Raw genomic sequence first — 23,824 nt, forward strand, 5'->3', positions numbered from 1 at the left:
CTTTAACAAGCGAATCCCCGTAAGTACCGAAGTACCTACGGGGATTGTGCTAGTTGTTAGCAGGAGTATGAATGCTCCTAGTGCCTACCGACGTGCATCTCGGCGCGAGCCTGCTCAACGAGGTGCGGGTAGTGCAGCTCGAAGGCCGGACGCTCGGAGCGGATGCGCGGCAGAGAGGTGAAGTTGTGGGCAGGCGGCGGGCAGGAGGTTGCCCACTCCAGCGAGTTGCCGTAGCCCCACGGATCATCGACGGTGACGACCTCGCCGTAGCGCCAGCTCTTGAACACGTTCCAGATGAACGGCAGGATGGAGACACCCAGCAGGATGGAGCCGACGGTGGACACCTGGTTGAGGAGGGTGAATCCGTCCGTATCCAGGTAGTCAGCGTAACGGCGAGCCATGCCCATGTTGCCCAGCCAGTGCTGAACCATGAACGTGAGGTGGAAGCCGATGAACGTGAGCCAGAAGTGAACCTTGCCCAGCGTCTCGTCGAGCATACGACCCGTCATCTTGGGGAACCAGAAGTACACGCCAGCGGTAGCGGACAGGAAGATCGTGCCGAACAGGGTGTAGTGGAAGTGTGCCACCAGGAAGTAGGTATCAGCGATGTGGAAGTCCAGCGGCGGGGAGGCCAGCATGATGCCGGTCATACCACCGAAGAGGAACGTTGCCAGGAAGCCGACGGTCCACAGCATCGGGGTCTCCATCGTGATGTGACCCTTCCACATGGTGCCAACCCAGTTGAAGAACTTCATGCCGGTAGGAACGGCGATGAGGAACGTCATGAAGGAGAAGAACGGAAGGAGCACAGCGCCCGTCGGGTACAGGTGGTGAGCCCACACTGCCATGGACAGGCCGCCGATGGACAGGGTGGCGAAGATCAGACCGACGTAGCCGAACATCGGCTTGCGGCTGAACACCGGGACAATCTCGGAGACGATGCCGAAGAACGGCAGAGCCAGGACGTACACCTCAGGGTGACCGAAGAACCAGAACAGGTGCTGCCACAGGAGTGCACCACCGTTGCCGGCCGAGAAGATGTGACCACCCAGCTTGCGGTCATACAGCACGCCGAGAGCGGCGGCGGTGAGAACCGGGAAGATGAGGAGGGCGATGACGGAAGCAACGAAAATGTTCCACACGAAGATCGGCATACGGAACATGGTCATGCCCGGTGCACGGAGGCACAGAATGGTGGTGGCCATGTTGATGGCGGAAGCAAGCGTACCAACACCGGTAGCGCCCACGCCGACGATCCAGAAGTCAGTGCCCACACCAGGAGAGTGAATTGCATCGCTCAGCGGGGTGTAAATGGTCCAGCCGAAGTCACCTGCACCGCCCGGGGTAACAAAGCCCGCGCAGAAAGCAACGATGCCGATCTGCGTGATCCAGAAGCCGAAGGCGTTAAGACGCGGGAACGCCACGTCAGGTGCGCCGATCTGGAGCGGGACGATGTAGTTAGCGAAGCCCCACACGATCGGTGTGCCGTAGGCCAGCAGCATGATTGTGCCGTGCATGGTGAACAGCTGGTTGTACTGCTCGTTGGACAGGAACTGCATTCCTGGGTGGAACAGCTCGGCACGAATAAGAAGGGCCATAATGCCACCGATCACGTACCACACGTAGCACATGACGATGTACATAATGCCCAGCATTTTATGGTCCGTCGTGGTGAGCAATTCCCAGAAGATATTGCCCCTACGACCGGTACCGTGCGGAAGTGGCCGTTCGGGTACGACCGGACGGTCAACCCTTGGCGCAACAGCGGTCATTAGTTCCTCCTGACTTAGCGCCGGGTGTGCAACTAGCTACACGCCCGACAGCTTTCGGTTCATACTTCTTTGAACTTTAATGCAACCACCCCTCGATTTTCCAGCCCCTCACCCACCCCATAAATGCCAGTCCTACCCCGCGTTTTTCCGACCATGTGACTGGTGTGACAAGAAAGCGCTGGTAGCCACGCCCCCGCAGTGGACCCCGCTAGAGCCTCCACTTTTTAAGGCGCGAAAAGGTGACTAAAAAGGTTGCCCCAATACCGCTTTAGTTGTCCCCCGGTTTCAGTGAACCAAATGGTTGATAACGTGCTATTTGTTCAACCATTTCGCGAACATACATCTATATATACGCGTATTTATACATGTATCTATGCACGCCCTTTGTGAGCCACTTTTGCTACCACGGCTCCCGTTCTGACATTTTCCTCACACGAGTATCTACCACCCGACAGGATCGACGATGCCGGACCCCGCCGCACTGTAACACACACGTAACCCGCTGGGGTATACGCAACTGTGAGTGTGCGGGATACTTTTTTACCCGTACAACCCCGAACACCCCGGGACTTGATGTACGCTCCCCTTTCTGCCTGAGCCACCGCCGCGTGCCCGTCATCTTCCGGCCTGTCCGATGCCGCCCATGAAGGTCCGTGGAAAGATCTGCCCTCCCAAGACATGCTCGCTGCCCGGCAGAGCCGTCAGACAGAGATGGAAAAGGCCACCGAGCGGTGCTCGGTGGCCGTGTCAGTACAGAAAGGGCTAGAAGTCCCAGTCCGCGTCTTCGGTGTTTTCCACCGCACCGATGACGTAGGAGGAGCCGGAGCCAGAGAAGAAATCGTGGTTCTCGTCGGCGTTGGGGCTCAGCGCGGACAGGATCGCCGGCGACACCCGGGTCTCGTCCGTGGGGTACAAGGCCTCGTACCCCAGGTTATTGAGGGCCTTGTTGGCGTTGTAGCGCAGGAACCGCTTGACGTCCTCAGTCCAACCGAGTTCGTCGTACATATCCTCGGTGTACTGCTCCTCGTTGTCATACAGGTCGAGGGTGAGATCGTAGGTGTAATCCTTGAGCTCGTCCTTCTCCGCCTGGCTCAGGTTATCCTGCATGCGCTGATACTTGTAGCCGATGTAGTAGCCGTGAACCGCCTCGTCACGGATGATGAGACGAATAATGTCCGCCGTGTTGGTGAGCTTGGCGTGACTCGACCAGTACATGGGCAGGTAGAAGCCGGAGTAGAAGAGGAAGCTCTCCAACAGCGTGGAGGCGATCTTGCGCTTGAACGGGTTCGTGCCGTCGTAATCACGCAGGATAATGTCGCCCTTCTTCTGCAGGTTGACGTTCTCCTCCGACCAGCGGAAAGCATCATTGATCATGGGGGTGGATGCCAGCGTCATGAAGATATTGGAATAACTCTTCGCATGGACAGACTCCATGAAGGCAATGTTGGTGTACACCGCCTCCTCGTGGTGCGTGACAGCATCCGGGATAAGAGAGATAGCGCCCACCGTGCCCTGGATCGTATCCAGGAGCGTGAGCCCGGTAAACACGCGCATGGTGGCGATCTGCTCAGTCTCGTTGAGGGTGTTCCAGGAGGGGATGTCGTTGGACACCGGAATCTTCTCAGGCAGCCAGAAGTTTCCGGTGAGACGATCCCAGACTTCCTGGTCCTTCTCGTCCTCGATCTCATTCCAGTTAATGCCGGAGAGCGGGCTGGAGAAGTCCTTTTTCGCAACATGCTGGGCCGGCGAAGGTGAGTGATGGTACGCCACTGACATAATCCTTTCAAGAAACCGAACTTTCTCCCCTATCGTACCAGTCTCCTAAAAGCTCCACCCACTGCATTCTCAGACACCCCCACCGCCCGTAGTTGAACGCCGGAACGGGGGTAACCCAAGGGTCTAATTCAGCGGAATTTCCACAGTATTCGAAGGAACTCAGAAATTGTCGGCGCGCCCAAATAAGATGACCATTAATAGACACAACCCTCCCACCACAATGAAGGAGTCCACATGGCCGTCCCGCGCCGCTCCAACCAGGCAACCCCCAAGTTGGAAGCTGTCCTAGACAAGCTGGGTTCAGCCATCGTGTCCGGGGTGATCGTCACAGACACTACCTTCACGCTTCAGGATGTCTCGGAAAAATTCACCATTTCCCGCACCGTGGCCCGCGAGACCATGCGGGCGCTCGAGCAGCTGGGTCTGGTGAAATCCTCCCGACGCGTGGGAATTACAGTACTTCCGCCCAGCTCGTGGGCGGTGTTCGACGATGATATCATCGCCTGGCGACTGGCCTCAGAGAAGGACCACGACGCGCAGCTCATGTCGCTGACGGAGCTGCGCGTGGGAATTGAACCCATCGCAGCCCGCCTCATGGCTGCGCGGGCTACGGACGAGCAGCGCAAGGAGCTCCGAGTCCTGGGTGAGCGCATTCACCAGCTTGGGACTCGGGCGATGGGTAATAGCGACCAGTTCCTCGATGCTGACATCCGCTTCCACACCCTCATCCTCGAGGGCAGTGGCAACGACCTGTTCATCTCCCTCGCCCCGACGATCGCGGCAGTGCTCGTCGGACGGACGAAGACGGGCAAGATGCCCCACACCCCACACCCGACAGCGATGCACATGCACCGCGAACTCGCCCACGCCATCGGCGTCGGCGACCCGGACCGCGCAGAGAAAGCAGCGCACACCATTCTCGCCGAGGTCCGCGAGGCGCTGACACGGGGCCAGCAGTAGTAGAGAAACGAGAACAGGCCACCCCATCGGGGTGGCCTTTGTGTTCTTCCCGTTGTCAGGGGAGCTAGAGCATGCAGGAGACGCAGCCTTCAACCTCTGTGCCCTCGAGGGCAACCTGGCGAAGCCGGATGTAGTACAGCGTCTTAATACCCTTGCGCCAGGCGTAGATCTGCGCCTTGTTGATGTCGCGGGTGGTGGCGGTGTCCTTGAAGAACAGTGTCAGCGACAAGCCCTGGTCCACGTACTTGGTGGCCACGGCGTAGGTATCAATGATCGCCTTGTAGCCAATCTCGTAGGCATCCTCAAAATACTCGAGGTTATCGTTATCCATGTGCGGTGCCGGGTAGTACACGCGGCCGATCTTGCCCTCCTTGCGGATCTCAATGCGGGAGGCGATCGGGTGGATAGACGAGGTGGAGTTGTTGATGTACGAGATGGAGCCCGTCGGCGGCACCGCCTGCAAGTAGCGGTTATACAGGCCGTGCTCCATCACGTCCTGCTTGAGCGCTGCCCAGTCCTCGGCAGTGGGCACGCGGACCGTAGACTCGGCGAAGATCTGCTTTACCTTCTCCGTCTTAGGCGCGAACTCTACCGGGTCGTACCTATCAAAGAAGGCACCGGAGGCGTAGTCGCTCGTGTCGAACTTGACAAAGGTGGTCTCGCGTTCCTTGGCGATCTTATTGGAGGCCTTGAGGCACTCGTACATGACGGCGGCAAAGTAGGCGTTGGTGAAGTCGAGCGCCTCCTCGGAGCCGTAGTGGATGTGCTCGCGGCCGAGGTAGCCGTGCAGGTTCATCTGCCCCAGGCCAATGGCGTGGGCGTTTTCGTTACCCTTCTTGATGGAGGGCACCGAGTCAATGGACGTCTGCTCGCTGACGGCTGTGAGCCCGCGGATGGCGGTCTCGATGGTGTTGGAAAAGTCGCCGGAATCCATCGCCATGGCGATGTTGAGCGAGCCCAGGTTGCAGGAAATGTCCTCCCCCACCGTGGAGTAGCTAAGGTCCGCGTTGTACTCGGATGGGGTGGCTACCTGGAGGATCTCGGAGCACAGGTTGGAGTGCGTGACGCGCCCCTCGATGGGGTTGGCGCGGTTCACGGTGTCCTCGTACATGATGTACGGGTAGCCGGATTCAAACTGGATCTCCGCCAGGGTTTGGAAGAAGTGGCGCGCGTTGATCTTCTTCTTGTGAATCCGAGGATCTTCTACCATCTCGTGGTAGTGCTCGGAGATCGGCACGTCGGCGAAGGCCTTGCCATACACGCGCTCGACATCGTACGGGCTGAACAGGTACATGTCATCGTTCTTCTTGGCCAGCTCGAAGGTGATGTCCGGGATGACCACGCCGAGGGAGAGTGTCTTGATGCGGATCTTCTCGTCGGCGTTCTCGCGCTTGGTATCGAGGAACTTCAAAATGTCCGGGTGGTGCGCGTGGAGGTACACCGCGCCGGCACCCTGGCGCGCGCCAAGCTGGTTGGCGTAGGAGAACGAATCTTCTAAAAGCTTCATCACGGGGATGACACCGGAGGACTGGTTCTCAATCTTCTTAATCGGCGCGCCCTCTTCGCGCAGGTTACTGAGCAGCAGAGCGACACCGCCACCGCGCTTGGATAGCTGCAGCGCCGAGTTGATGGCGCGGCCGATGGACTCCATGCTGTCCTCAATCCGCAGAAGGAAGCAGGAGACGGGCTCGCCGCGCTGCATCTTGCCGGAGTTCAAGAACGTCGGGGTGGCAGGCTGGAAGCGGCCGAGAATGATTTCGTCGACAAGCTTGCGAGCGAGATCCTCATCGCCGGCGGCGAGGGTGAGGGCGACCATGCACACGCGATCCTCAAACCTCTCGAGGTAGCGCTGGCCGTCGAACGTCTTCAGCGTGTACGAGGTGTAGTACTTGTACGCGCCGAGGAACGTTTTAAACCGGAACTTGTGCTCGTAGGCCTGGTCAAACAGGCTCTTCACAAACTCGAAATCGTACTTTTCCAGCACGTCCTTTTCGTAGTACTCGTTTTCCACGAGGTAGGTGAGCTTCTCCTTGAGGTTGTGGAAGAACACCGTGTTCTGGTTGACGTGCTGAAGGAAGAACTGCCGTGCCGCCTCACGGTCCTTGTCAAACTGGATCTTGCCGTCCGGGGAGTACAGGTTGAGGAGGGCGTTAAGGGCGTGGTAGTCGACCTTCTCCCCCGCCTTGACCGGCTCTGCCACTGATTTTCCCAGTTCACTCATCTTTATTCAGTCCTAGCCTTTCAGCGTTGTCTAGAATTCCTCGCCTGACATGTTCCACATCGTGGGCGTTTCCCAGTAGTTCGAATCGATACAAGTACGGGACCTTGCATTTTTGGCTGATCACGGTGCCGGACGTGCCAAAGTCCGGTCCAAAATTGAGGTTGCCCGACGAGATCACACCGCGAATGAGGTCGCGGTTGTGCCTGTTGTTAAGGAAGTGGATGACCTGCACGGGTACTGGCTTCGGCGGCTCCCCTCGCATACTCACCCCACCACCGTAGGTGGGACAGATGAGGATGTAGGGCTCGTCGACGATGAGCTCTGGGTCCTTCCGGCGGAGTGGGATCCTCGCGCTGGGTAGTCCGAGCTTGTCGACGAATTTTCTGGTGTTTTCCGTTGTCGAAGAAAAGTACACCACGAGCATGTCAGTTCACATCTTTCCTGTTAGCGTGGGTCGCACGTTAAAAGCCCGCCCGATAAGGACGCGTTCAGCCGGTGTTATCAGGCGGGCTACAGCGGTCGGCGCCACGCTGGGTGGCACCGCAGTCAGCCCTGATGCAGGACTGGCCTTTGAGGTGTTTTAAGTTATGGGCCGAAAGACCGGCCAGCTGTTGGGGCTTTAGGCAGCCTTGTTGGCAATCTCGCGGATGCGATCCGGGCGGAAGCCGGACCAGTGATCGTTATCCACGGTGACCACCGGTGCCTGGAGGTAGCCGAGGGCCATGACGTAGTCGCGGGCCTCGTCGTCCATGGAAATATCTACAACCGTGTATTCCAGACCGGCCTTGTCCAGGGCCCTCTTGGTGGCTTTGCACTGCTGGCACGCTGGCTTGGTGTACAGGGTGATAGACATTGTTGCTCTACCTTCTACTCAAAATTCTTGGCTCTCACGGTGTTCGCGCCGACGCTTTCTGCCGTAGCGCGTAACAGTTAATAACACTATCCATTGGGGTGACTTTTCGCAATACACACCACATGTAGTAGTTACAAGAATGATATTCCCAGGTAAGTTTCAGGAACGACACTACATCTGGCCCCAACTTACATCGATGGAATTACACGGATTCAATTCACCGGAACGTAACGCCAGGTCGCGTCTCAACTTCGTTATCAAATCGTTATAATTGACCCGCCGGCCACCACCGCGGGCCTCGACTATGGCAGCCATATGAGGAGAGGGCACCCACATGGAAAAAGGTGGCACAAAACTTTGCAGCAGATCCGACCGCCTGGGCATTCACACGTGGTCAGACCATGTCGGCGTACATTATGGGTTAAGGTGCATCTGTCGCATGCCCTCCCGCCCCAATTTATGCACCACACTCTTCCCTGGAATGTTCCCCCTGATACCCGTTGCTCTCAGAAACTCAATCTCCCCCGGCGGCGTGAGAAGCTCGATGGAGTGGGACTCGGCCACAGATTTACCTGCCAAAATGAGGCTCGGGAACCTGTGCGTGAGGTAGCAGGCCCTGACGAGACGCGTCTGCTTCTGCTCGTGTCGGGTTGGTGCTCTACGACGTGACGACGTCGTACTTTGAAACCGATACCCCAGATGCTTTGCGCAAACCTGGATTCTCTAAAGAGCGATGCCTCGAACCGCAAATCACGGTTGGAATGCTCAACGATGCTATTGGGCTGTCACTGGCGGTTAGTGCGTTTGAAGGCAACAAAGCTGAAACCCAAACGATGGCACCGATGATCAATCGGCTGCAATCAGCCCATGACCTCGATACTATTACCGTGGTTGCTGATGCTGGCATGTATTCCGCCACTAATAAGACTGCGGTACTTGAGGCTGGGCTGGACTACATTCTCGGTGCAAAAGAAGCCCGCATTCCGGAGGTTATCGCCCAGTGGCGGAGCGACAATCCTGATACCGACTGTAAGGACGGTCAGATCTGGACGACCGCCGCCCATGCAGATGGCCACTCCCCCAAAAAGTCCTCGACCGTGACCTACTACCAGTACTCAAGAGACAGAGCCCGGCGCAGCCTCCGTGGCATCAAGGAGCAGGACACAAAAGCAGAAAGCGCTGTCTCCCGTGATATACCAGTCAAACACAACCGGTATGTGGATCTCAAAGCGCCAGACAAGAAAGTCAACTACGCTCTGGCCGAAAAACGCAAAGCGATGGCTGGGATCAAAGGGCATGAAACCTCCCGTACTGACCTGGGTCCTGAGCAGGTAATAGGGGCGTACCGGCAGCTATTCAAAATTGAGAAATCCTTTCGGATGGCCAAATCCGACCTCAAAGCACGTCCTATTTACGAACAACTGGAAAATTCCATCCACGCCCACCTCGCAGTTGTCATGTGTGCCATGGCCGTCGGGCATCTCCTCGAGCAAGTTTCGGGACTATCGCTGAAAAGGTATCGAAGCTTCACAATCACAGTTTCAGGTCAAACAATCCACGCCCAAGCACCAATCCCACCCTCAATCCAGGAAATCCTCGACTACCTACCGAAACCGTCGTACTGACATGAGCCACCTCAGGTTTCAGCACAGGCCGACGCTCACACGTCGGGCCGTGGTGCATTACGCGGGGTCGATAACGAACCTGTACCCCAGCCCTGTTTCGGTGATGACGTGTACGGGGTGAGCTGGGTCATCCTCCAGTTTGCGGCGCAGCTGAGAGGTGTAGATCCGAAGGTAGTGTCCCTGCCCCTCGAAGCCGGTTCCCCATACCTCGGAGAGCAGCTCCTCCTTTCGCACAAGCCCTCCCCCGGCGCGAATGAGCAGCGACAACACACCCCACTCCGTAGGTGTGAGATGAACGAGGTGGCCCTTCTTGGTCACCGTGTGTCGCGCCAGATCAATGACCAGGTTCCCGGCAGTGACCACAGTAACTTCCTTCGGCTTGGCGGCCCCCGACGCGCGAGGCCCTCCGTGACGCAGTGCGGCACGCACGCGAGCAAGAAGTTCCTCCATCGAAAATGGCTTGGTTACGTAATCGTCAGCGCCTTTGTCAAGCGAGGAAGCGCTGAACAACGGGTCGGTTCGGGCGGTGAGGACGATGACGGGCACGTCAGACCAGCCACGGATCCCTTCGAGGACAATCGAGCCGTCGATATCGGGCAGCCCCATGTCCAGGATGATGACATCTGGTTGCGCCTGCGCCGCCAACTGCAGCGCACTCGCGCCCGTGGTCGCGGTACTGACCTCATACCCGCGGGCGCGGAGGTTGATGGAAAGGGTGCGGACGAGGCGCGGGTCGTCGTCGACAAGCAACACGTGGGCCATCTATTCACTTCCTTCTAACGTGACGACGACCGTTGTCCCCGGCCCGTCCTCCACTGCCACCGTTCCGTGCATTGCCTCGACGAAGCCACGGACTACTGACAAGCCTAGCCCCACGCCGGCATCATTGTTCGTGTCCCCCAGCCGTTGGAACGGGCGGAACATGGTCTCCTTTTGTGCCACCGGCACACCGGGCCCGTGGTCGCTGACCCGCAGCTCCACTGCCTTACCGTGAGCGCGTGCGGTGACATCGACGCTTCCCGATGGGGCATACCGCAACGCGTTATCCAGCAAATTGGCCACCACCCTTTCAAGGAGCGCTGAATCCGCCACGCATTGCACCCCGCGGACGGAGGAATGAACAGCCACACGCTGGAGAATCGAACGGTCCCGGCCGAAGCTGCACGATGCCACCGCGCGGTGTACAACCTCACTGAGATCCACCTGTTCGCGCCGGGCGGTCACGGCCCCGGCAGCCAGGCGGGAAGAATCTAGCAGGTTCGTGACTAGGGTAATGAGTTGGTCGACGCTAGCAGCAGTTTCCTCCAATAGGGCCACCCGGTCCTCCTCGCTGAAGGTCACCTCAGTACTCAACAGGGAGCTCAACGCAAGCTTCGCGGTAGACAACGGGGTGCGCAAATCGTGACTGACCGACGCGAGAAGGGAACGCCGCAAATCGTCAGCTGCGGCGATCGCATCTGCGCGGGCAGCCTCCGCAGCAAGGTGAACCTGCCGGTTAAGGCCCGCCAGATAATCGGCAACCACCTGGATGAGGTCTCGGTCCCGAGCGGTCAGAACCGGTCCGGAGAGGGTCAGCCCTACTGACTCATCGTGTGACAGCACACTCGTTTCCACCTCCCCCGCTGGCTGCGGAAGCCCTGCGCGGGCACGAGGTGAATCCCAGTGAGACAACTCAATTCCCACGGAATCGACAAGCGTGGCGCGGGTAGATCCGAACGCCTCACCTACCTTGCCCAGCAGACTATCCACGGATTCGCGACCATTGCGCCCAAGTGCTTCCCGAGAGAAGACAGTGAGCAACTCGGCATCGCGGGTGGCGGAAACTGCTGTCCTGCGATCAACCTCTGCCCGGCGCACGAGAATCCCCACTGCCAGTGCGGTTGCCACCATCACCACGAGGATAAAGGCGTTGGCCGGCTCCGCGATATCAAACGTATAGAGGGGATCAGTGAAGAACCAGTTGAGCGCCAGCCCCGAACCAATCGCCACCACCACGGCCGGCCACAACCCAAAGAACAGGCTTACCGCGAGAATGAGCGCGAAGTAAAACGCCGAACACGTCCCCGTACCGAACTCCTCTCCTCCGGCTAAGCGCACCAACCCGGTGGTGGCTGCCAGACCCGCAATGGATGCTCCCCACCGCACCGCTGCGCGCGCCCACCCGGTTTGGGCCGGGTGAAAGAGTTCCCGGACGCGGCCCCTCTGCTTCGAGGGAATATTAACAATATGGCAATCGATCTTGCCCGATTTCTTCAGCACCGCCTCCGCCACTGAGCCACGCAGCACCCGCGAGTGGCGACGGTTGGGGGCCACCCCCAACACAAGCTGGGTAGCATTCATCGAGCGGGCAAAGTTGAGGAGCGCCTCTGGCACCGAATCGCCCGTCACCTGATGGAGTTTCGCCCCAACATCCTTGGACAACTCCCCCAGCCGGGCAAGCGTATCGGAGGAGCCGGTGACGAAAGTATCGCCCGAGATGACGTGCACCACCACCAGATCCGCCGAAGATTTAGAGGCGATCCGGCGCCCGCGCCGAATAAGAGGTTCTGCGTGGGCGGCGTTTTCAACGGCCACGATGACGCGTTCCTTCGTCTCCCACGGCTCGGTGATGTTCTGCTCGGTCCGGTAAGAGGATAGGGCATCGTCAACCTGGTCAGCGAGCCACAAGAGGGCGAGCTCGCGTAGCGCAGTCAGGTTACCCAGGCGGAAATAGTTATTTAGTGCCGGGCCAATCCGCTCTTCTCCATACACGTGGCCTTCGGAAAGCCTCGTCCGGAGGAATTCGGGGGAAATATCCACGAGCTCGATGGTGTCCGCGTCACGTACGACCTCATCAGGCACCGTTTCTTTCTGGGTGATCCCCGTGATCTGCGAGACAACATCGTTGAGTGATTCGAGGTGCTGAATGTTCATTGTCGAAATCACGTCGATGCCGGCGTCAAGCAGCTCGGAGACATCCTGCCACCGTTTTCTCCGCACAGCTCCGGCATCGTTGGTATGTGCAAACTCGTCGATGAGAGCCACTTTCGGGTGCCTGGCAATCACCCCTTCCACATCGAGTTCGCCCGCGCCTGGCCCGGCCAAGCGAGCCATGATCGGCAGCCCCTCACAGAGACTGCGCGTGTAACTGCGCCCGTGGTCTTCAACGATTCCCACAACCACGTCGATTCCGACGCTGTGAAGGTTTTTCGCCTCGTTGAGCATGGCACACGTCTTTCCCACCCCCGGCGCGGCTCCGAGGTAAATCTTGAGCTTCCCGCGGCGTGGCGTGCCGGTCCCCTCCGCGGGGGCGGGGTCAGTGGGAGAAGGCGTGTGTGAATTCATACTCTTAACTGCCCGATTCGCAGCTGGTTCCGTTAGGCAAGGACAAGTTCAGCTTAGTAACATTGACCCACTTTTCGCCGAGCACACCGAAGGATTTACCAACCGTGGCATCCGCTACTAAAGCCTGTACCTCGTCCTCTGTCATCCCTCGTTCCCGCGCAACACGGGGGACCTGCAACTGCGCATACTCCTGGCTGATACCGGAATCTGCGCCCGAACCGGAGCCGGTCAAAGCATCCGGTGGGATGGTCGCGGGATCGACTCCCTCCCGGGTGGCGATCTCCTGTCGGCGGGCGTTGATCGAGTTCAGCAGTTCTTCGTTGTTTGGACCCATGTTTGTGAGCCCCTCCCCACGGCCGAAGAACCAGGGGCCGTCAGTCCGACCGTCGGAAAGTTCGGTAGAGGCGAGGAGGCAGTCACCGGAATACACCAGTGCGCCATCAGCGGTGTCGGCGGTCACGCGCGAGACTCCCCATACTGCGACGGGGTACGCGATTCCCAGCCCAGCAACGCAGACACCCACGGCAACGAATCCTGCACCGAGATTCCTTCCGTACATGGAAGCTAGCGATCGTAGTGACATGCCCGGATCCTTTCTGCGCTTTGCTTGTCTTTTTCTAAAGCCGCATCGGCGACTATTTTTTCGTGTGGAGTTTCTGCTACCACGGTGTTCGAGGCGGCGGTGGACATGCCATTGGCCTCTGCCCAGCGGGCCACTTTGGCCGCCAACTCTTGGGTGAGGGCGAGAGGAATTTCTCTACTCATGTTTTTCATCCTTTTCTACATCCCCGGAAGCAAGCTGACGACGAGATCGATGAGCCAAATCCCGATGAACGGAGTAATGACACCACCTATTCCCCAGATGCCGAGGTTGCGACGAAGCAATTTCGCTGCACTGGCCGGCTTATAGCGCACACCCTTCAGCGCGAGCGGGATGAGCGCGACAATGATAAGTGCGTTGAAGATCACCGCCGACACAATTGCGGATTGCGGGGAGTGCAAATGCATGATGTTGAGGGCACTCAGGTGCGGTAGTTTTTCCGCGAACAGCGCCGGGAGGATCGCGAAATACTTGGCCAAATCGTTTGCCAGGGAGAATGTGGTGAGTGCACCACGGGTGATCAGCAGCTGCTTGCCGATGCGGACGATGTCGATAAGCTTCGTCGGATCCGAATCGAGATCGACCATGTTGGCGGCCTCCTTGGCAGCCGACGTCCCTGTGTTCATCGCCACGCCGACATCGGCCTGCGCCAGCGCCGGGGCATCGTTTGTACCGTCGCCGGTCATTGCCACCATCCGGCCGGAGGCCTGCTCTTCGCGGATGCGGGCGAGCTTGTCTTCCGGGGTAGCCTCAGCGATGAAATCGTCCACGCCTGCTTCCTCAGCGATAGCCGCGGCGGTCAGCGGGTTATCGCCGGTGACCATGACCGTTCGGATACCCATTTCCCGGAGCTCGGCAAAGCGCTCGGCCATGCCCGGCTTCACCACGTCCGTCAGCTGCAACACGCCGATAACGCGCCGGGAGCCGTCTGAGGTTTCCTCCGCCACTGGCAGTGGCGTGCCACCTGACTGCGCGATCTCGTGAACCGCCGTCGAGATGTGTTCGGGCCACGTTCCTCCAGCCTCAGTTACCCACGCTTTAACCGCGTCACCCGCACCTTTGCGGAGGAAGCGGCCGCCCACGTCGATACCAGACATGCGAGTGGTAGCTGTGAACGGAACGACGTTGGCGGTTTTCAGCTCGTCTGTGATGTCGTCGGTGATGTTGTACGTCGCGGTCAGCCACTCCACGATGGAACGTCCCTCAGGGGTTTCGTCCGCAATGGAGGCAACTCGAGCCACCTCGGCGGCGTAGTGTTCGTCCACACCGTCTGCCACGGTAAGACCCGTGGCCTGGCGATTGCCAAAGGTAATCGTTCCCGTCTTATCCATGAGAAGGGTTGCCACGTCGCCCGCAGCTTCCACCGCACGACCGGAGGTGGCAAGCACGTTGTGCTCCACCAGGCGGTTCATGCCGGCAATGCCAACGGCGGATAAAAGGGCAGCGATCGTCGTGGGAATGAGACACACGAGCAGCGCCACGAGCGACAATGGCTCCAGCTTCGCGCCGGTAAAGCCACCCATCGGGGCGAGCGCGGTGACAGCAACGAGGAACAGGATCGTCAGCGTGGACAGCAAGATGCTGAGGGCGATCTCGTTGGGGGTTTTCCGCCGTTGTGCACCTTCCACCAGGCCGATCATTTTGTCGACGAACGTCGAGCCAGGTTCTGCCGTAATTTTCACCCGGATCTGATCCGATAGCACTACCGTGCCACCGGTCACAGCGCACCGGTCGCCACCGGCCTCGCGGACAACGGGAGCGGACTCGCCGGTGATAGCAGACTCGTCAACAGTCGCGGCTCCTTGTACCACGTCACCGTCGCCGGGGATCGTTTCTCCAGCGACGACGATCACCTCGTCACCCTTTTTCAGCTCGGATGCGGCGATCGTTTCCGTCGAGCCATCGGCAAGGACGAGGTTCGCCGTGGCATCGTCTCGCACGGCCCGGAGACTGTCGGCCTGCGCCTTTCCCCGCCCCTCGGCGTATGCCTCGGCGAAGGCGGCAAAGGCGATTGTGAACCACAGCCACACGGTTACTGTCCAGGAGTACACGCTCGGGCTGAACAGAGACCACACCGTGGTGAGGAACGCGCCGACCCAGACGACGAACATGACTGGGTTGCGGGCTTGCGCTACCGGAGACAGCTTCTTCGGCAACGTCTTTACAGCTAGCTGCAGTGAAGATGCTTGCACTGCAGGCTTTGCGGATCCCTGTGATGCAGGATCTGCTGTGGTTTTCAGTGTCATGACAGGGCCTCCGAAATCGGTCCCAGGGTAAGAACGGGGAAGAAGGTAAGCGCCGCCACAAGAAGGATGACGCCGACAGTCAGCGTCGCGAAGGTAGCTCCGGCGGTGGGGAGACTACCTGTGGTAGTTGCGGTCCGCTTCTGCTCGGCCACGCTTCCGGCAAGGTACAGCGCGAACACAATGGGAAGGAAGCGACCAAGCAGCATCGCTAGTCCCAGGGTCACCTGCCACCAAGGGTCGGTGACGGTGAGACCACCGAATGCCGAACCGTTGTTGTTCGAGGCAGAGACGAAGGCGTAAAGCACCTCAGAGAGCCCATGTGCATTATTGGGCGATCCGGGAAGCCCGAAGTTCGTGGCGGAGTCCTCCACCAACTTCCACCGAGCCACCGAAGCGCCCACGCCAGCGAGCACCAAAATCGGCATGGTCAGCGTATATAGACAAACAGCAGAAATTTCCGGCTTGCCAATTTTGTTGCCCAAAAACTCCGGAGTGCGTCCGACAAGCAGGCCACCGATGAACACCGCAAGGATGGACACGATGAGGAGACCGTACAGGCCGGTTCCCACGCCACCGGGAGCGATCTCACCGAACAGCATGTTGAGAATGAGAAGCCCGCCTCCAAGCGGACCGTAGCTATCATGCATCGAGTCGACAGCGCCGGTAGAGGTTCCCGTAGTTGACACCGCGAACAGCGCGGAGGAGGGAATACCGAGGCGTTGCTCAATGCCCTCCATGTTCGCACCTGCAGCACGAGCCGCAGCACCTACGGGTGTGTCCTGCGCCCAGCTAACCAGCCCCACCATCACTGCCCAGATGCCGCCAGCAACACTGAGGAGCGTGTAGGCCTGCTTCTGAGAACCGACCATCGTTCCGTACGTGCGGATCATAGAGAAGGAGATAACCAGAAGTGACCAGATTTCGATCACGTTAGTAAAGGCGGTGGGGTTCTCGAACGGGTGCGCCGAGTTGGCACCAAAGATGCCGCCACCGTTAGTGCCCAGCAGCTTGATGGCCTCTTGCGAAGCGACGGGTGCGCGGGGGATATCCACGCCGAGGGAAGTCACCACGTTAGAGCCAAAAGTTTGCATTGTGCCCAGGAAGATGAGCACAAGCGCAACGATAAAGGAAAGGGGAAGCAGAATCCTAATGAGTCCGCGAGTGAGGTCAACCCAGAAGTTACCAATCAACCCCTGCGGTACGGTTCTGCCAGAGATACCCGGTTGACCTCCACCAACCCGGGAATCCCGCGGGTAGCCAAGGTGAGCGAGCCCGCGGATGAGAGCCACCGCCACACACAGGCCGACGGCTGCGGAAGCGAAGTTCTGTACGGTAAGGCCCAACATTTGGGCACCGTTTGTCAGGGTGTCTTCTCCCGAATAGGACTGCCAGTTGGTGTTGGACACGAACGATGCCGCCGTGTTGAAAGCCATGTAGGGCTCAACTGCCGCGTCTCGGGGGTTACCCCAACTAGGTAATACTGTTTGCAAGCGCTGAATGGCGTATAACACCAGGATTGATGCCAGCGAGAAAGCGAGCAACGCGCGGCTGTAGCCCTTCCACGTCTGACCACGCTTCGGGTCGACGCGGAGCACCGCGTACACAGCCTTTTCTACAGCCCAGTCCTTTTCAGACTGGTAAACCTTCGCCATCCAGTCGCCCAGAGGCACGTAGGCGATGGCGAGCATCAGCCCCAAAAACAAAAATTGGGGTAGCACCCCCACAAGTGCGTGGATCATGCGAAACGCTCCGGATCTACGAGTGAAATAATGAGGTACACAATCAGCCCTGCAACAATCAACAGCAGGATGATAGAAGTCGCCGTGGTGGTCATCGCTTGCTACTACCCATCACTTCCGTGAGAATCGACGGGAAGATGAACGTCACCACCATGACGATGATGATTACGAGATCGAGCATTGCTGCACGGCCCCTTTCATTCCAGTGTCTGACTATTCTGGCACCCTCCGGTCGGTCCTCCACCACCATGAACACTCGAGAAATACGAGTGCATTACAAGCGACGTACGCGACTGGCCGGAGGAGTGTGCTTTGTGAATAGCGGCCGAGGTTTTCTCGGCCACAACTAACACTACGGAGAGGAATCACCCTTTGACGTTGATGTTTGCGCAATTTTTACGCCCCTAGGCCGAATCTTTACGTTCTCTTTACGCCCCACCACGGAAGAGTTACTCTACGTTCTCCAAACGGGTCGATCATTTTTTATCAATGTTCATTAGTTGACCGCGCGTACCTCTTTTTGTTGTCCTCGGTGCAGTATGACTAACCGAAAGCACGCTACCTATCCAAGGCGCGGAGCGTTGTTATGGCGTGGTGCCTCGCTGCTCGTGTTGTTAGCATTAACCATTAACCTGCTCGCTCTGGCACCCATCGTCGCTGGCTAGCAGCGCATCCGAACCCCACACCCTCAGATCGCTACACTCGGCTACATGACAAAACGTTTGGAAAAGGGCGACAAAGCCCCTCAGTTCACTCTGACCGACGCGGAGGGCGTTTCCGTCACGGTTCCGCCGGCAACCGGCAAGGCTATCGTGTACTTTTACCCGCGGGCGAACACGCCGGGGTGCACCACGGAGGCGTGCGATTTCCGGGACAACATTGAGTCGTTGGGGCTGCCGGTGCTGGGGATTTCGCCGGACAAGCCGGAGAAGTTGGAAAAGTTCATTTCGGACCACGGGCTGAACTTCACGCTGCTATCGGATCCGGACCACGCGGTGGCGGAGGCGTACGGGGCGTACGGGGAGAAGAAGAACTACGGCAAGACCGTCATGGGTGTTATCCGCTCCACGTTTTACGTGGTTGACGGCGTAATCGAACACGCCTGGTACAACGTGCGGGCGAAGGGACACGTTGACCGCATCCGCCGCGATCTCGACCTGTAACAACTTCTGGCAACAACTAGCTGGAAGTGGGGCGTTCGGGAGACACTAGAGGCATGAAGATCACGAAAGCCGACGTGTACGTATTCTCCACGTCCCGCAACTTTGTCACCCTCCGCCTCGAGACCGAAGACGGCGTCGTCGGTGTCGGCGACGCCACCCTCAACGGCCGTGAACTCGCCGTCGCACACTACCTCAAGGATCACGTGTGCCAGCTGCTCGTCGGACGCGATGCCCACAACATCGAGGATACCTGGCAGTTCCTCTACCGCTCTGCGTACTGGCGCCGTGGGCCGGTGACCATGGCCGCCATCGCCGCCGTCGACATGGCCCTGTGGGACATCAAGGGCAAGATGGCCAACATGCCCGTCTACCAGCTGCTCGGCGGCGCCTGCCGCAAGGGCGCCCGCGCCTACGGCCACGCCTCCGGCACCGACCTGGAGAGCCTGTTCGACTCCATCCGCTACGAGATGGATCTCGGCTACACCATGATCCGCGTGCAAACCTCTGTGCCGGGCATCAACAAGCTGTACGGCGTCGCCGCCCAGGACCAGTCCTCCGGCATGCGCTACGACTTCGAACCCGCCAACCGTGGCGACTGGCCCGTGGAGGAGGACTGGGATTCCGCCGCCTACATGCGCCACGTGCCCACCGTGTTCGAGGCCGTGCGCAACGAGTTCGGCCCCGAGCTGCCACTGCTACACGACGGCCACAACCGCCTCACCCCGCGCGAGGCCGCCCAGTTTGCCAAGTCGCTCGAGCCGTACAACCTGTTCTGGCTCGAAGACGTCACCCTGGGCGAAAACCAAGAGAACCTCCGCTACGTGCGCCAACAGTCCACCACCCCGCTCGCCATCGGCGAGGTATTCAACACGGTGTACGACATCAAGGACCTCATCGATGACCAGCTCATCGATTACGTCCGCTGCGCCACCACCCACTTCGGCGGCATCACCCCGCTGAAGAAGGTCATGGCACAGGCCGAGCCGTACCAGATCAAGTCCGGCTTCCACGGCCCGACGGATGTCTCCCCCATCGGCTTCGCCGCCGAGCTGCACCTGGACATCAACATCCACAACTACGGTGCGCAGGAGTACATGACCCACTCCAAGGACACCCTCGAGGTGTTTGAGACCTCCATGACCTTTGAGAACGGGTTCCTGCACCCTGGTGACAAGCCCGGCCTCGGCGTGGAATTCCACCCGGAGATCGCCGAGAAGTTCCCCTACGAGCAGGCATACCTGCCCTACAACAGGCTTGCCGACGGCACGGTGCATAACTGGTAATGCATATCGTCGTCATGGGTGTGTCCGGCTGCGGGAAGTCCACCGTCGGATGCCAGCTCGCCAAGCGACTCGGCATCGAGTACAAGGACGGAGACGAGCTGCACCCCAAGGAAAACATTGACAAAATGCGCTCCGGCACGCCCCTGACGGACGCGGACCGCGAGCCCTGGCTGGGGCTCGCGGGCCAGTGGCTCAGCGAGCGTGACGACGGGGTCATCGCCTGCTCCGCACTCAAGCGCAGCTACCGCGACATCATCCGAAAGAAAGCGCCGAACACGTTCTTCGTGCACCTCCACGGCACATACGAGGTGCACCTCGAGCGGGTACAGGGACGCGAAGGACACTTCATGCCCACCTCCCTGCTAGACAGCCAGTTCGACACCCTCGAGCCGCTGGCCGACGATGAGCCAAGCGTGCTCATCGATATCGACCAGCCGGTGGAGGACATCGTGGAGGCGGCCTACCAGGCCGTGCGGTAGGCTCAAAAAAATTCCCTCGGAGCACCCCGCCGACCCGAAGAAAAGAAAAGCGCCGCCCTCCGAACCGGGGGACGGCGCTTGAAGTCGCTAGCTTCTAGCCCTGGCGAGCCTTGAATCGCGGGTCACGTTTGTTAATCACGTAAACCTTGCCACGACGGCGCACAACCTGGGCGCCCGGCTTATTCTTCAGCGACCGAAGGGAGTTACGGACCTTCATTGGGCGCTCCTTTCTCGTCTGCGCATCAATAGTTACTAGCCCACGGTGGGCCAGTACGAACACGAGGAATCATGATAGCCACTCACGGCGATAAATCCAAACCAGCACATGTTACCGGTATCGGTCGCGGAACGTGGAACCCACCTCATCCAGCGTTTTACCTGTCGTTTCCGGCACCCAGCCGCGGACAAACACCCATGCTACAACACCTAGGATGGCGAACACGGCAAAGGTGAGGGAGCCACCGATCGTGTCGACAAGCGGGAGGAAGAACTGGGCGACGGCCCAGTTAGCCACCCACAGGCCTAACCCTGCGACCCCCATGCCAAAGCCACGCACCTGAAGAGGCACGATTTCAGAGATGAGCAGCCACGTAGTAAGCGACACCGAAGCCTGTTGGAAGGCGATGAACACCGCCATGAGGGCGAGCGAAACCATGGCAAAGAAGAAGCTGCCCTCGGCAAAGCGGAACGCCACCGCCAACAGCACAAGCGAGGTCACGTTTCCAGCCAGACCGATGAGCAGCAGCGTCCGGCGACCCACCCGGTCGACGATCTTGAGGCCGACGTAACACGACACCGCCGAGACCACTCCGATAAGGATGGACGTGTACACCGCGTTGGTAGCCGGCAACCCCACCTGGTTCATGAGCGTGGGCGCAAAGTACACGATCGCGTTGACGCCCGAAATCTGCTGGGTAATACCCACGAAAATGGCGATGATGACGGCGGCCCTCACCCACGGGGTACGCAGCGCCCGCAGCTGTTCCATCAACGAGGAGGATGTATTCTGCTGCGCACGGTAGTCGCCGTCTCCCATGCCGAGCGAGCACGCAACGGCACGGGCCTTGTTCATCTGCCCGCGGGAGGCGAACCACTCCGGCGAATCAGACACGAACACCATCCCCACTGCCAGCAGCACACCGGGAACAAAGGCGAGCAACAGCATGAGCCGCCAGTTGCCCGTGTGCGCCAACGCCGAGTTGACCGTGAAAGCGACGAGTTGGCCCACAACAATGGCCAGCGAGTTCAAAGAGACGAGCCTGCCACGTATTTTGGGGGGCGCCATCTCCGAAATGAACATGGGGGAGACGATGGACACCGCTCCAACTGCGACCCCAAGAAGCGTTCGCGCCGCGCCGAGCTGCATGACACCCTCGGATAGCGCGCACCACACGGACCCTGCGATAAAGACGAGGCCACCGACGATGAGCGTCATGCGCCTGCCGATCCAATCGGCGATCCGGCCGCCGAAGAGCGCGCCGAGGGCCGCGCCGACGAGCAGCATGGAGGTGACCCACCCCTCCTGCACGGGTGTCATCTCGAACTCTGGGGTGATGAACAGTAACGCACCGCTCATAACCCCGGTATCGTAGCCAAATAGAAGCCCACCCAGTGCGGCAATGAGCGCCACGATGCGCGGACTATTAATAGTTTTCATGGAGCGTTATTCTGCCAAAAGAAAAGGAAAAGTTGTGCCCGAAAATACACAAAACTTACAGAAAACAATCGTAAAAGCACTGGGTACCCGCCCCTTAATCGATTCAGCAAAAGAGGTTGCCTCCCGCGTCACTTTCCTCGCCGATTACCTCACTTCCACCGGGCTTAACAGTTATGTCCTAGGGATTTCCGGCGGCCAAGATTCCACTTTGGCAGGAAAGCTGGCCCAGATGGCGATCGACAAGCTGCGGGAAGAAGGCGCCACCGCCGAGTTCTACGCGGTGCGTCTCCCCTACGGTATCCAGTCTGATGCCGCGGATGTGGACATTGCGCTCGAATTCATCCACGCGGACCACACCGTGGACATCAACATCAAGCCCGGCGTGGACGCGCTGGCAGACGCGACGGCGACGGCTTTGGGCAGCGCTGGACTCAGCGACTTTAACAAGGGCAACGTGAAAGCCCGTGCCCGGATGATCGCCCAGTACGCGGTCGCCGGGGAGCACCGGGGGCTGGTCATCGGCACCGATCACGCTGCGGAGAACATCACTGGGTTCTTTACCAAGTTCGGCGACGGTGGCGCCGATATCCTGCCTCTGTGGGGACTCAACAAATCCCAGGGTGCGCAGCTGCTCGCCCACCTCGGCGCGCCGGAAAGCACGTGGAAGAAGATTCCCACCGCCGACTTGGAAGAGGATCGCCCCGCGCTTCCTGACGAGGTCGCCCTCGGCATCACCTACCGCGATATCGATGCCTACCTGCGTGGCGAGGAAATCAGCGAGGAGGCCGCCGCCGTCATCGCCCGCCATTGGCGCGTCAACGCCCACAAGCGCCACCTGCCCGTCACCCCTCTGGACACGTGGTGGCGCGTTTAAACACTGAGGCGGCTTACGCGCGTTACAACGCGTAAGCCGCAGGGATTATTACGCAAACAGCGCGAGAACATCCTCGGCGGCGCGGACGAGGGCGTAGCCATAGCTTGCGCCATGGGTGGTCGCGTGGACCGCGAGCGGGTGAAGCTGGTGGAGGGGAATGCGCGCGGACCAAGACGAATCCAACCCCGCGGCCTCCTCGTAGGCGGCGAAAATCTCCTCGATGTAGGGAGCACCAAACAGCGCCAGCATGGCGAGGTCGGTCTCCGGGTGGCCGCCGTGGGCGGCGGGATCAATAAACCGCGGGCCGACGGTGGTGAACAGCAGGTTCCCCGCCCACAGGTCACCGTGGATACGGGCGGGCCGAGGCGGCTCCACGTCGCCAGTGGCGCTTGCCGCCGCTTCCAGGGCCTTTTCTACCGTGCTGGCACCCCGCGGTTCGAGGTTGCCGTTGTCCACAGCCGACCGCACGAAGGGCAGCACCCGCTGCTGCGCATAGAAGGGGAGCCACGTGGGGCGAGGGTCACACGCCTGGGGCTGCGTGCCGATATAGTTGGGGCCGTCCCACCCCTCTGGTGGGCTACCGAAGGCGGGGGCACCCGTGGCATGAATGCGGGCGAGCTCCTCCCCGGCGCGCCGCGCGGCCTCCACGGTGGGGCGCGCCGGTTCGTAGCGGCGGGTGGTGATAGACGAGTCGGTGACGCTCACAACCTCCGCCACGCACGGGGAGGCCTCCGCCAGCCACCGAAGCCCCGCAGCCTCGGCGAGGGCGGCGCCTGGCTCACGGGGCGTTTTGGTGAAAACGGTGCTAACCACTAGTAACGGGCGGGCTCCGGGCCGAGCTCGAAGGCGCGGCCCTCGATGGTATCCGGCACGATCTTCACCCAGTTGTACTTGAGGGTGGGCACCCACGGTTCGAGCCCGAGGGACTCGGCGTGGTTCTCCTCCTCCGTGGAGGTAATCCGCGTGGCCGTGCCCTTCACCAGCACGGACCAGGCCGTGTTGACATCGACATGGTCGATCTCAAAGGCCACGCGCGGGTTAGCCATGATGGTGGACAGCTTGTTGCCCTCCGCCGTGCGGAAATAAATGGTCGTACCCTCGGTGACGTAGTTGATGGGAATGATGTCTACGTCATCTTCGTGGCGGATACCAATACGACCGAAGTCGTTAGTCTGCAGCTTGTCTATGGCATCGTCCTCAGGGAGGACGGTAATTGGCGAATCACTCATACCACTATTGTTCCATTAATCC

At 59.7% G+C, this 23,824-nt stretch carries 21 protein-coding genes and 1 pseudogene; 6 read left to right on the forward strand and 16 right to left on the reverse strand.

Annotated elements, in window-relative coordinates:
* Positions 1-77 precede the first annotated feature (77 nt).
* Entirely contained in the window at positions 78-1,772 is a 1,695-nt protein-coding gene (ctaD, locus tag HMPREF1219_RS06170; protein ID WP_016458035.1) for an aa3-type cytochrome oxidase subunit I, read from the reverse strand.
* Between the two features lie 762 nt (positions 1,773-2,534).
* Positions 2,535-3,542, reverse strand: a complete 1,008-nt coding sequence (gene nrdF, locus HMPREF1219_RS06175; RefSeq protein WP_016458036.1) for a class 1b ribonucleoside-diphosphate reductase subunit beta — start codon at positions 3,540-3,542, stop codon at positions 2,535-2,537.
* A gap of 240 nt (positions 3,543-3,782) precedes the next feature.
* Between nrdF and HMPREF1219_RS06180 the strand changes: the two genes are divergently transcribed.
* Entirely contained in the window at positions 3,783-4,508 is a 726-nt protein-coding gene (locus HMPREF1219_RS06180) for a FadR/GntR family transcriptional regulator (RefSeq protein WP_016458037.1), read from the forward strand.
* 64 nt (positions 4,509-4,572) lie between these two features.
* On the opposite strand, the gene nrdE is transcribed toward HMPREF1219_RS06180, so the two are convergent.
* The 3 genes from nrdE to nrdH form a co-directional block, all read right to left on the reverse strand.
* Positions 4,573-6,729, reverse strand: a complete 2,157-nt coding sequence (gene nrdE / locus HMPREF1219_RS06185; protein WP_016458038.1) for a class 1b ribonucleoside-diphosphate reductase subunit alpha — start codon at positions 6,727-6,729, stop codon at positions 4,573-4,575.
* Positions 6,722-7,153, reverse strand: coding sequence for a class Ib ribonucleoside-diphosphate reductase assembly flavoprotein NrdI (nrdI, locus tag HMPREF1219_RS06190; RefSeq protein ID WP_016458039.1), 432 nt, complete (start codon positions 7,151-7,153; stop codon positions 6,722-6,724). Before nrdI ends, nrdE begins: the two co-directional genes overlap by 8 nt.
* A gap of 195 nt (positions 7,154-7,348) precedes the next feature.
* Positions 7,349-7,582, reverse strand: a complete 234-nt coding sequence (gene nrdH, locus HMPREF1219_RS06195) for a glutaredoxin-like protein NrdH (RefSeq protein WP_016458040.1) — start codon at positions 7,580-7,582, stop codon at positions 7,349-7,351.
* Positions 7,583-8,232: 650 nt separating this feature from the next.
* On the opposite strand from nrdH, the pseudogene HMPREF1219_RS06200 reads away from it, so the two are divergent.
* Positions 8,233-9,207 (forward strand): annotated as a pseudogene (locus HMPREF1219_RS06200) (IS1634 family transposase); the annotation flags it as partial.
* Positions 9,208-9,264: 57 nt separating this feature from the next.
* On the opposite strand, the gene HMPREF1219_RS12800 reads toward HMPREF1219_RS06200, so the two are convergent.
* The 7 genes from HMPREF1219_RS12800 to HMPREF1219_RS06235 are packed head-to-tail and all read right to left on the reverse strand — an operon-like array spanning position 9,265 to position 17,212.
* Positions 9,265-9,969 carry a response regulator gene (locus tag HMPREF1219_RS12800; protein WP_016458043.1) on the reverse strand — a complete coding sequence of 235 codons (705 nt, stop codon included), beginning with the start codon at positions 9,967-9,969 and terminating at the stop codon, positions 9,265-9,267.
* Positions 9,970-12,531, reverse strand: a complete 2,562-nt coding sequence (locus HMPREF1219_RS06210; protein ID WP_016458044.1) for an ATP-binding protein — start codon at positions 12,529-12,531, stop codon at positions 9,970-9,972.
* A 4-nt stretch (positions 12,532-12,535) separates the two neighbouring features.
* A complete protein-coding gene (locus tag HMPREF1219_RS06215) occupies positions 12,536-13,114 on the reverse strand; it encodes a potassium-transporting ATPase subunit C (RefSeq protein WP_016458045.1) in 579 nt (192 codons plus the stop codon).
* Positions 13,096-13,296 (reverse strand): hypothetical protein, encoded by a 201-nt coding sequence (locus HMPREF1219_RS06220; protein ID WP_016458046.1) that lies wholly within the window; start codon positions 13,294-13,296, stop codon positions 13,096-13,098. The genes HMPREF1219_RS06215 and HMPREF1219_RS06220 overlap by 19 nt, the downstream gene beginning before the upstream one ends.
* A gap of 15 nt (positions 13,297-13,311) precedes the next feature.
* Entirely contained in the window at positions 13,312-15,378 is a 2,067-nt protein-coding gene (gene kdpB, locus HMPREF1219_RS06225; RefSeq protein WP_016458047.1) for a potassium-transporting ATPase subunit KdpB, read from the reverse strand.
* Positions 15,375-17,117: a potassium-transporting ATPase subunit KdpA gene (kdpA, locus tag HMPREF1219_RS06230; RefSeq protein ID WP_016458048.1), complete on the reverse strand. Its 1,743-nt coding sequence runs from the start codon at positions 17,115-17,117 to the stop codon at positions 15,375-15,377. The genes kdpB and kdpA overlap by 4 nt, the downstream gene beginning before the upstream one ends.
* Positions 17,114-17,212, reverse strand: a complete 99-nt coding sequence (locus HMPREF1219_RS06235; RefSeq protein WP_016458049.1) for a potassium-transporting ATPase subunit F — start codon at positions 17,210-17,212, stop codon at positions 17,114-17,116. Before HMPREF1219_RS06235 ends, kdpA begins: the two co-directional genes overlap by 4 nt.
* A gap of 615 nt (positions 17,213-17,827) precedes the next feature.
* On the opposite strand from HMPREF1219_RS06235, the gene bcp reads away from it, so the two are divergent.
* The 3 genes from bcp to HMPREF1219_RS06250 are packed head-to-tail and all read left to right on the forward strand — an operon-like array spanning position 17,828 to position 20,042.
* Positions 17,828-18,280, forward strand: coding sequence for a thioredoxin-dependent thiol peroxidase (bcp, locus tag HMPREF1219_RS06240; RefSeq protein ID WP_016458051.1), 453 nt, complete (start codon positions 17,828-17,830; stop codon positions 18,278-18,280).
* 53 nt (positions 18,281-18,333) lie between these two features.
* Positions 18,334-19,563: a D-mannonate dehydratase ManD gene (gene manD / locus HMPREF1219_RS06245; protein ID WP_016458009.1), complete on the forward strand. Its 1,230-nt coding sequence runs from the start codon at positions 18,334-18,336 to the stop codon at positions 19,561-19,563.
* Complete coding sequence (locus HMPREF1219_RS06250; protein WP_016458010.1) at positions 19,563-20,042, forward strand: gluconokinase; 480 nt, start codon at positions 19,563-19,565, stop codon at positions 20,040-20,042. The genes manD and HMPREF1219_RS06250 overlap by 1 nt, the downstream gene beginning before the upstream one ends.
* 94 nt (positions 20,043-20,136) lie before the next feature.
* On the opposite strand, the gene ykgO is transcribed toward HMPREF1219_RS06250, so the two are convergent.
* On the reverse strand, positions 20,137-20,259 hold the full coding sequence (ykgO, locus tag HMPREF1219_RS06255) for a type B 50S ribosomal protein L36 (RefSeq protein WP_016458052.1): 123 nt from the start codon (positions 20,257-20,259) through the stop codon (positions 20,137-20,139).
* A 111-nt stretch (positions 20,260-20,370) separates the two neighbouring features.
* Positions 20,371-21,699 (reverse strand): sugar porter family MFS transporter, encoded by a 1,329-nt coding sequence (locus HMPREF1219_RS06260; RefSeq protein ID WP_016458053.1) that lies wholly within the window; start codon positions 21,697-21,699, stop codon positions 20,371-20,373.
* Between HMPREF1219_RS06260 and nadE the strand changes: the two genes are divergently transcribed.
* A complete protein-coding gene (nadE, locus tag HMPREF1219_RS06265) occupies positions 21,698-22,573 on the forward strand; it encodes an ammonia-dependent NAD(+) synthetase (protein WP_051120489.1) in 876 nt (291 codons plus the stop codon). The two genes, HMPREF1219_RS06260 and nadE, sit on opposite strands and share 2 nt — an antisense overlap.
* Positions 22,574-22,621: 48 nt before the next feature.
* On the opposite strand, the gene HMPREF1219_RS06270 is transcribed toward nadE, so the two are convergent.
* Together HMPREF1219_RS06270 and HMPREF1219_RS06275 are read right to left on the reverse strand one after the other, a co-directional pair.
* Positions 22,622-23,386 (reverse strand): fructosamine kinase family protein, encoded by a 765-nt coding sequence (locus HMPREF1219_RS06270; protein ID WP_016458055.1) that lies wholly within the window; start codon positions 23,384-23,386, stop codon positions 22,622-22,624.
* Positions 23,386-23,802 carry a pyridoxamine 5'-phosphate oxidase family protein gene (locus HMPREF1219_RS06275; RefSeq protein ID WP_016458056.1) on the reverse strand — a complete coding sequence of 139 codons (417 nt, stop codon included), beginning with the start codon at positions 23,800-23,802 and terminating at the stop codon, positions 23,386-23,388. The genes HMPREF1219_RS06270 and HMPREF1219_RS06275 overlap by 1 nt, the downstream gene beginning before the upstream one ends.
* Positions 23,803-23,824 lie beyond the last annotated feature (22 nt).

It is taken from the genome of Corynebacterium pyruviciproducens ATCC BAA-1742, assembly GCF_000411375.1.
Lineage (GTDB): Bacteria > Actinomycetota > Actinomycetes > Mycobacteriales > Mycobacteriaceae > Corynebacterium > Corynebacterium pyruviciproducens.

Excerpts from the sequence above, each read along its gene's own strand:
- kdpA (WP_016458048.1), bottom strand. The coding sequence starts at position 17,117 with ATGATCCACGCACTTGTGGGGGTGCTACCCCAATTTTTGTTTTTGGGG.
- manD (WP_016458009.1), top strand. The coding sequence starts at position 18,334 with ATGAAGATCACGAAAGCCGACGTGTACGTATTCTCCACGTCCCGCAAC.
- nrdI (WP_016458039.1), bottom strand. The coding sequence starts at position 7,153 with ATGCTCGTGGTGTACTTTTCTTCGACAACGGAAAACACCAGAAAATTC.
- HMPREF1219_RS06250 (WP_016458010.1), top strand. The coding sequence starts at position 19,563 with ATGCATATCGTCGTCATGGGTGTGTCCGGCTGCGGGAAGTCCACCGTC.
- HMPREF1219_RS06260 (WP_016458053.1), bottom strand. The coding sequence starts at position 21,699 with ATGAAAACTATTAATAGTCCGCGCATCGTGGCGCTCATTGCCGCACTG.
- HMPREF1219_RS12800 (WP_016458043.1), bottom strand. The coding sequence starts at position 9,969 with ATGGCCCACGTGTTGCTTGTCGACGACGACCCGCGCCTCGTCCGCACC.
- nrdE (WP_016458038.1), bottom strand. The coding sequence starts at position 6,729 with ATGAGTGAACTGGGAAAATCAGTGGCAGAGCCGGTCAAGGCGGGGGAG.
- nrdH (WP_016458040.1), bottom strand. The coding sequence starts at position 7,582 with ATGTCTATCACCCTGTACACCAAGCCAGCGTGCCAGCAGTGCAAAGCC.
- ctaD (WP_016458035.1), bottom strand. The coding sequence starts at position 1,772 with ATGACCGCTGTTGCGCCAAGGGTTGACCGTCCGGTCGTACCCGAACGG.
- HMPREF1219_RS06215 (WP_016458045.1), bottom strand. The coding sequence starts at position 13,114 with ATGTCACTACGATCGCTAGCTTCCATGTACGGAAGGAATCTCGGTGCA.
- kdpB (WP_016458047.1), bottom strand. The coding sequence starts at position 15,378 with ATGACACTGAAAACCACAGCAGATCCTGCATCACAGGGATCCGCAAAG.
- HMPREF1219_RS06180 (WP_016458037.1), top strand. The coding sequence starts at position 3,783 with ATGGCCGTCCCGCGCCGCTCCAACCAGGCAACCCCCAAGTTGGAAGCT.
- HMPREF1219_RS06235 (WP_016458049.1), bottom strand. The coding sequence starts at position 17,212 with ATGACCACCACGGCGACTTCTATCATCCTGCTGTTGATTGTTGCAGGG.
- HMPREF1219_RS06275 (WP_016458056.1), bottom strand. The coding sequence starts at position 23,802 with ATGAGTGATTCGCCAATTACCGTCCTCCCTGAGGACGATGCCATAGAC.
- ykgO (WP_016458052.1), bottom strand. The coding sequence starts at position 20,259 with ATGAAGGTCCGTAACTCCCTTCGGTCGCTGAAGAATAAGCCGGGCGCC.
- HMPREF1219_RS06210 (WP_016458044.1), bottom strand. The coding sequence starts at position 12,531 with ATGAATTCACACACGCCTTCTCCCACTGACCCCGCCCCCGCGGAGGGG.
- bcp (WP_016458051.1), top strand. The coding sequence starts at position 17,828 with ATGACAAAACGTTTGGAAAAGGGCGACAAAGCCCCTCAGTTCACTCTG.
- nadE (WP_051120489.1), top strand. The coding sequence starts at position 21,698 with ATGGAGCGTTATTCTGCCAAAAGAAAAGGAAAAGTTGTGCCCGAAAAT.
- HMPREF1219_RS06220 (WP_016458046.1), bottom strand. The coding sequence starts at position 13,296 with ATGAGTAGAGAAATTCCTCTCGCCCTCACCCAAGAGTTGGCGGCCAAA.